This is a genomic window from Trichocoleus sp. FACHB-591, assembly GCF_014695845.1.
GTDB lineage: Bacteria > Cyanobacteriota > Cyanobacteriia > FACHB-46 > FACHB-46 > Trichocoleus.
This window is the reverse complement of the sequence record NZ_JACJPA010000039.1, coordinates 1-6,588: the sequence shown is the minus strand read 5'-3', so window position 1 is coordinate 6,588 and position 6,588 is coordinate 1. Positions and strand designations below refer to the sequence as shown.

Annotated in this window: 9 protein-coding genes; 5 read left to right on the top strand and 4 right to left on the bottom strand. The window is 45.6% G+C overall.

Annotated features, from left to right (window positions below; translation table 11 throughout):
• Positions 1-1,140: 1,140 nt before the first annotated feature.
• Complete coding sequence (locus H6F90_RS06210) at positions 1,141-1,416, bottom strand: hypothetical protein (protein ID WP_190551184.1); 276 nt, start codon at positions 1,414-1,416, stop codon at positions 1,141-1,143.
• Between the two features lie 284 nt (positions 1,417-1,700).
• Entirely contained in the window at positions 1,701-1,967 is a 267-nt protein-coding gene (locus H6F90_RS06205; protein ID WP_190551182.1) for a hypothetical protein, read from the bottom strand.
• Positions 1,968-2,360: 393 nt separating this feature from the next.
• Here H6F90_RS06205 and H6F90_RS06200 point away from each other — a divergent pair, with 393 nt between their 5' ends.
• The 4 genes from H6F90_RS06200 to H6F90_RS06185 all read left to right on the top strand — a co-directional run bounded on the left by H6F90_RS06200 (position 2,361) and on the right by H6F90_RS06185 (position 5,422).
• Positions 2,361-3,041, top strand: a complete 681-nt coding sequence (locus tag H6F90_RS06200) for a ParA family protein (RefSeq protein WP_242024366.1) — start codon at positions 2,361-2,363, stop codon at positions 3,039-3,041.
• The gene (locus tag H6F90_RS06195; protein ID WP_190551178.1) at positions 3,031-4,059 is read left to right on the top strand and encodes a ParB/RepB/Spo0J family partition protein; all 1,029 of its coding nucleotides are present in this window, start codon (positions 3,031-3,033) and stop codon (positions 4,057-4,059) included. The genes H6F90_RS06200 and H6F90_RS06195 overlap by 11 nt, the downstream gene beginning before the upstream one ends.
• A 66-nt stretch (positions 4,060-4,125) precedes the next feature.
• Positions 4,126-4,326, top strand: a complete 201-nt coding sequence (locus H6F90_RS06190; RefSeq protein WP_190551176.1) for a hypothetical protein — start codon at positions 4,126-4,128, stop codon at positions 4,324-4,326.
• 229 nt (positions 4,327-4,555) lie between these two features.
• Positions 4,556-5,422 carry a GNAT family N-acetyltransferase gene (locus H6F90_RS06185; RefSeq protein ID WP_190551174.1) on the top strand — a complete coding sequence of 289 codons (867 nt, stop codon included), beginning with the start codon at positions 4,556-4,558 and terminating at the stop codon, positions 5,420-5,422.
• 130 nt (positions 5,423-5,552) lie between these two features.
• On the opposite strand, the gene H6F90_RS06180 is transcribed toward H6F90_RS06185, so the two are convergent.
• Together H6F90_RS06180 and H6F90_RS06175 are read right to left on the bottom strand one after the other, a co-directional pair.
• Complete coding sequence (locus H6F90_RS06180) at positions 5,553-5,849, bottom strand: class I SAM-dependent methyltransferase (protein ID WP_190551172.1); 297 nt, start codon at positions 5,847-5,849, stop codon at positions 5,553-5,555.
• A 9-nt stretch (positions 5,850-5,858) separates the two neighbouring features.
• Positions 5,859-6,032 (bottom strand): hypothetical protein, encoded by a 174-nt coding sequence (locus H6F90_RS06175; RefSeq protein ID WP_190551170.1) that lies wholly within the window; start codon positions 6,030-6,032, stop codon positions 5,859-5,861.
• 222 nt (positions 6,033-6,254) lie between these two features.
• On the opposite strand from H6F90_RS06175, the gene H6F90_RS06170 reads away from it, so the two are divergent.
• Positions 6,255-6,410, top strand: coding sequence for a hypothetical protein (locus H6F90_RS06170; RefSeq protein ID WP_190551168.1), 156 nt, complete (start codon positions 6,255-6,257; stop codon positions 6,408-6,410).
• Positions 6,411-6,588: the final 178 nt, after the last annotated feature.

Here is a 6,588-nt window from a genome sequence, read left to right as displayed (position 1 = left end):
TCAGCCTTAGACAAAGCCATTCAAGAGGCATTTGCTCAAGTCTCTCTAGAAGATATTCGCAGCTGGTTTACTCATTGTTGTTACTGTACCTCAGGAGACTAGGAAACGCTCTATGCCAATGGATTTGGTAACGCAGATTGTCCAATTCTTCCTGAATGATTTCATCTAAAAGTGGTGCTTGGATAATCAAACGAGTAATGAGGCAGTTTGCAAGCGTTCTCAGTTCTTCAGAGGTGATTGGAATATTTTGCGAGTCCACGGCTTGCTTCTGGAGGTAGGTCAGCAACCGTTGGGCTTCTCTTAATTTTGGATCGTGCATAGTTTTGCTTGGATTAGTAAACATTACGAAGGAAAAGCATTGATATTTGTTGAATTGATGTGGAAATTTGAATTTAACTACTAGCTGTCTTTGGCAAGTTAAAACAGATCGGTTGGCTGGCAGATAATTGCTAGATAAAGTGTTGTCGCGATCGCTCGATAATCACGCGGGTCAGCAAGGTTCGTAAACTTGTGTTTTACGGTCTCATAGCTAAAGTTGAGTAAGTCCGCGTGATCGTACAGCTTTGCTAGAGGCGTTTGTTTTTTATCTGTTTTCTAGGTTGAAAGAACAGCTTCAGGTAGCTTAGGCAGGGATGACTCCGTAACAGGCTGTACTTCCAATGTAGAATCTCAGAGTATCGGCTTTGCGGGGAAAGCCTGAAGCACAATATTGTGTTTTCTATTCCTGTATTTACTGCTGTCTGCGGGAATGCGTTGTACTTTGCGCCTTCGCTGAGGAGAGCTAATTCTTCAGCTTCGAGATCGAACGACTTCTGAATTTTCTAGCCTCCTACATCTTTGAACAGAACAGACCTCGCATCCCTGCTCTGCTTGATGCTTGTATTAAATTCGACTGTTACCCTAACCGGTGTAATAACTTTTGCCATTAGGAGCAATCTTGCTGGAAGAGTGAAGAGAGCCAGGCTTGCTATCCGATCTCGGCAAGGTACTAGATGGGAGTTTGAGCTTTACCCAAAGTGCATTGGGTAACAGTTTCTGAATTACCCAATGCACTTTGGGTAAGAGAATTATTGGAGAGCCGAAAGTTGAGACAACAAAAATACGTAAACTGGGATAGTCATGAGGCCTGTCCCCAAGGCTCTAGAACTCACCGAACTGGTCTTGGTATTCTGGGTTACCGTCCATCCAACCAAAGGCGAATTGTTTTCGAGGACTATAATTCTGAATTTTTTTGGTTTTGGGATCAGCAGGTAGCTCCTTAACTCCGGCTACATATCCTTCCAGATATGTTTCATCGTTATACTCTGGCAGTCTGCCAAAAGCAGCAGCAATTTTGCCTTCCAGGAAATGTTCATATAAAGCTTCCTGAGTGCGTTCGTTACGTTCATCCACTAGGCAATCGTCAATAAAAGCCATAATTAAATTGCTCCGTTGTGAGTTGGATACCCGCTTTGGTTGGCGTTAGGCGGGTGCCTTTGATTGGTAGAAATAAGAAATTTTATCGGTGGCGCTACGCTCTAGACTTCAGACTTCGGCACCCTTGCCCTGTCGGCAGCCTTCATGGTGCTCCATTTCCTATCCCTCACATTTCTATAATAACCTGGTTAATGTAGAAATAACTAGTTTATCAAGAGCATTAATACAACTTAAAAAACCCATAACTTAGTAAGGATGGGTTTTAGGGATTGCTGGACTAGATTTTATTGGTCGATTGGTTCATATAGCTCTTGCTTACGGCTTACGATCAGTTCGCCTCTGCCGATCTGCTCAACTAGTTCAGAAGCTGATATTCCTAAACCCTGAGCCACTTCCTTAAATCCTTCCCATCCGTCTGTCGTAGCTCGAACAAACCGATCTTTCTTCGGTTCTCCATGTAGAGGTTGTCTCCCCTCTCGGTTAAGGTTCTTCTGGGATTTGGGATTGTGTCCACGGGAATAGCTATTGTCTGGGGGGGTGTTATCAATCACGGAAAAAAGTATCTCAGTAGTCCTGCAACTTTAAGCCCAAGCAGCCAGGTATTGATGGCTCCTCTAGATTCGAAAGGTTGATCGTGTTGTATTAGTTCAACACTAGCCTACCTACTGTCGGTAAAGTGATAACGAGACAAGTGAGCATGTGACAAATGAATTATTAGCTGCCCAATCTTCGTTACATTTCAATTTCAACCCTGGCGATCGCTCCTTAGGGCACGCTGAGACAGAAAAGATTGGAAAACGTAATTTTAGTGCAATCTGCCCATCTCCTACCCAATTTCTGATTTACCCAAAGCGGATTAAGTAAACTTTAAAGAATTTTACCCAATGCGCTTTGGGTAAAATCAGTAAGTACATTTTTCAGCAGTATGATAAAAACACTCAAGCATGAAGCGTATGCAAACCCCACAGATTATTGCTTTTGTGAATCAGAAAGGTGGTGTGGGCAAATCAACGGGTGCTGTCCATGCCGCCGATCGCTTTGCTCGCAAGGGGAAATCAGTCATTCTAGTTGATGCTGATGCCCAACAAAGTAGCTCTCAATGGATAGCGGAACTAAAGGAAACTTCCCCCAACCTTAAGCTGTCGTCACTGGCGATTATTAATCCGGAAGATTTGTTTGATAAGCTGCATAGGCTAACCCAGGAATGTGATCTGGTGGTTGTTGATGGCCCAGCGAAGTCGAATGAGATTACTAAAGCAATTCTAGCAAGGTGTCATCTGGCGCTAATTCCTTGTCGGGAGTCGATCGTGGAGCTAAGAAGCTCTGGAGATATCTTAAGATTAATTCGGCAAGTCCGAGAGTTAAGGGGAGATCTGCCAAAAGCGGCTATCTATATGACTCAAGTTAAGAGTAATACTGTTCTTCTCAAAGAAGCTCAAGAGGCACTTAAAGATGAACCTGATATTCCTTTGATGAAAACGATCATTTATGATCGCCAGGTTTTCAAGGATGCCCCTGGACAGGCAAACACTGTTTTTGGAATGACAGGCAAGCCAGCTAAAGATGCCGCGAAATTGTACGAATCGTTGTTTACAGAAGCACTAAAGATTTTCAATGGTAAGTAAAGGTAGGAGAACGCTAAAGCAAGCGTATAAAGAGAACCCTTCTCCAGGGCTAGAGAGCTTTGTTTTTGGAGATAATACAGATACTTCAACTCCGCCATCGCAAAGTCAACCACTTCATGATTCTGAAGCAGCAGAGTTTGGCAGCGAAATTATTGTTCCCATTGCCAAAATTCACAAGACATTTTCCTTCACTCCCGATCGCAAGCCTGTTCGCTACTACTACGACCAAAATGAATTAAAGGAATGGGCAGAGACAGACCTCAAACCCAATGGGGTACGTACTGCTCTATGGACTCGCCCAATACCTAATAAGCCTAGTGAGTACGAACTAGTTGCAGGACTGCGGCGATTAACAGGTTGTGAATTGGTTGGAATTACAGATATTCCTATCAAAGTTTTTAATTGGAACAATGACGAAGCATACGCTGCTGCATTTGATGAAAATGATAGGCGACGCGACTTCTCCAAATTAGAAGAACTAGACATCACTCTAAATCTTCTCTCAAAGAAACTGGGCATGGAGCGAGAAGAGGTAATTTCGCTCCTCTATAAGATGGACAACCAGGCTAAAGGAAAAATTACCCAAAATGCGTTGGGTAATGAAAATGCAGTAATCGTTGAAGAGTTTTTTACAGCTCGTGGCTTGCTAACTTGGCAGTCATTTGTCGCCACAAGACTACCTTTGCTCAAAAAACCATCTGAAATTCTACAGGCTATTCGATCTTCGCGGATTGACTATACGAAGGCAATCGAAATAGCTAAACTGAAAAATTCTGAAGATCGAATAGTGTTACTAGAAAAGGCTATCAACCAGCGATTATCTCTCAACGAAGTCAAACAACAAGTTAAGGCCTTACTTACTCCAACAGAAGAAGCTGTAGAAAATTTCAATACGGACCTAAAAGCGCGGTTTAAGACTGCATTGCGTCAGATGGACAAGGCGAAAGTCTGGACAGATGTAGAGAAAGTAGCCAAGCTTAAAAAGCTTTTAGAGCAGATAGAGCAATTGGCAATTTGACTAAAGTGGGACTAGTCTTCTAGCGAATGATGAATAGAATCAGTTGCAGTGAGAGGACTTCAGCTTATGCACTGCCTAGATTATCAAAACCAGCAGGTTGTTAAAAACGGCAAGCTGACACTACAAGACGGCACCTCTGTTCAAAAATATCTGTGTAAGACCTGTCGTAAGCAATTTAACGCTCGCACCGAAGGAATGGGCGTGCGAGCTACGGGATGCTCCTCTGGCAAATTCCACTCTACTATCATTCGCTGGGACAATGGTTGAGCCCAACAGACAAGCCAATGGTCTCCCCTCAAAATCAAGCGCAGGCTTTAGGAAGGATAGAGTTGTGTGAGGTCCCTCCGACCAGGCAGCAGAGCTCAGAAAGCTAATGCTCGCAAAACCGATTCTATAATAACGACTATTACATGGGCTGTAACAGCGCTATAGCCGGGAGCCAGACAATATCAAAGGCCGATTGTCGGTTTGTCATCCATTGAGGAGTTCAGCTGATATGGAGCAGGAAAACATGATTGTCCGTCCAGCTCAATGGAGCGATAAAACTGCGGTGTTGAACTTCTGCCAGCACACTTGGCCAGATACAGAAGACTATATCGCGGCTGTGTGGGATCAGTGGATGACAGATTCTTCTGGGCAGATCCTAGTAGCCACGTTGAAAGGCCAGCCAGTTGCCATGACGCGAGTGGTGCAACTGGCAAAACACGAAGGATGGTGGGAGGCCTTACGGGTCGATCCACAGTATCGGGGGCGAGGTCTGGTTCGTCTCTTGGACCCTGAGATCGATCGCTACTTCGAGACTAGGGACATTACCACTGTTCGCTGCTGTGTTGCCACCTGGAACAGGGCTATGCCAGACACTGTCCAGCGACGGGGATATCAACCTGTTGCCTGCTATCTTAAGTATTCTGCAGCGGCGATCGCGGCACCGATGGAGCAACTCAGCCCACTGTACGAAAGTGATTTCGAAGCGGTTTGGCAATGGCTCCAGCAAAGTCATGAATCGTCGCCGCTTTTTGTCTGTCGAGGTGCCAAATGGCAAACGCTCACGCTTGAGCAGTTGCACAAGCGATTAGGCAGTGGGAAAGTTTGGGGGTATTGGCAGAGCCATCAGTTACAGGGCCTGCTAATTCAAAGTCCCTTGGAGAGTGCTGATTCAACCTTATGGGTCGGGTTCATCGGAGGCCCTGTTGATGATCTTCCTGTTGTGTTGAGACAGATGCAGTATTTGGCACACCACCTCCAATACTCCAAAGTCAGCGGTTTCTTTCCTAAGACCAACCCCTTGCTCACGGCGCTAGAGCAAGCAGGCTATGGCGCTGTTGCAGGAGGTGAATTTTGGGTCTATGAGAAGCAGTTCTGATCTCATTTAGCTAAGCTCCAAGGCAATGGCTATCAAGATTCGTCCCAGGCTCCAACATATAGCGTCAACGAAGCATTTCATCCCTACTCATTGGAAGTCGGTATCCACTCCGACACCTGTTGATCATGCTTCAACCGCAATCGCTTTCATAAATTTGCTGCTGTGCTTCAGCAGGGCCATGCCGTAGGGTAATCGCCAATGGCCCACCGAGCTTTAGCAGCGTGATAACTTTGCGAAAAGCTCGCGATCGCTCAGTCGGCGGAACATGCATCCAGACAGCACTTAAAAGAATGAAATCAAATGCCAAACCCAAGCGGTGGAGATTTTGCAAACTTGGGGGGCAATCATCCATCCAGCGAATCTTAGAATCTGGATGGAGGCGCTGTCCTGCTTCTCGCATGGCAGCGGCTGGTTCAACGGCAAGCACTTCGTGCCCCTAAGCTGCTAACCAAGCAGCATCTCGACCACTGTCAGCCCCAATATCGAGCACTAGGCTGGAACGATCCGGGAGCAAGCCCAATAACCAACCATGAACCTCTGATCCTTGAAGGCTTTCATAGTCAGGAATAATAGCTGTCGCATTTTGCTCATACCACTCAACTGAATTCATGACTGGACTGCCCTCAATCAGATCAACTGGCTACAGCCCACGCAGGCCGTGTTTAACGATCTTGATCAAATCACATGCTTTTGAAAAACTTCGAGACTCATTCGTGCAATGGCGATAGAAGACACCCTTCATTTGTTGCTGTAGAGGTCTTTCCAGTCGTAATCGCCCCACCTAGACCAAAGCACGATCGCTCCCTAGCAAGCCCTCAAGTCACATTCACCATTGACGCAGTATTCAAGATTGAGACAGGCGATCGCGGGTCCCATCGTACGGCAGAAACACCCCGGAACATTGGCAGCTAACTCAACGCTCGGTCATGGAACAGAGTTAGTCATTGCCCTTTTGCTACAAGCAGCCGTTGCAGCGTCTTCTAGATAAGATGTGGAATTTTTGAGGTGTCCTAGCGTTAAAGCTTTTTCTCGGAGTTTATACGCTCCATTTAAAAACTTTTAATAGATATTCGCTGGAGAATTTGGGCAGTTTAAGTGAAGCTACTAGGCATCCCGCAACCCACTGCCTCAGTCATTAACTTGATGCGAGCATTGGCAGGGTAATA

What these genes read in the sequence shown, in the direction of transcription:
- H6F90_RS06185 (WP_190551174.1), top strand. Translation starts at nt 4,556, where the DNA reads ATGGAGCAGGAAAACATGATTGTCCGTCCAGCTCAATGGAGCGATAAA.
- H6F90_RS06175 (WP_190551170.1), bottom strand. Translation starts at nt 6,032, where the DNA reads ATGAATTCAGTTGAGTGGTATGAGCAAAATGCGACAGCTATTATTCCT.
- H6F90_RS06195 (WP_190551178.1), top strand. Translation starts at nt 3,031, where the DNA reads ATGGTAAGTAAAGGTAGGAGAACGCTAAAGCAAGCGTATAAAGAGAAC.
- H6F90_RS06200 (WP_242024366.1), top strand. Translation starts at nt 2,361, where the DNA reads ATGAAGCGTATGCAAACCCCACAGATTATTGCTTTTGTGAATCAGAAA.
- H6F90_RS06190 (WP_190551176.1), top strand. Translation starts at nt 4,126, where the DNA reads ATGCACTGCCTAGATTATCAAAACCAGCAGGTTGTTAAAAACGGCAAG.
- H6F90_RS06210 (WP_190551184.1), bottom strand. Translation starts at nt 1,416, where the DNA reads ATGGCTTTTATTGACGATTGCCTAGTGGATGAACGTAACGAACGCACT.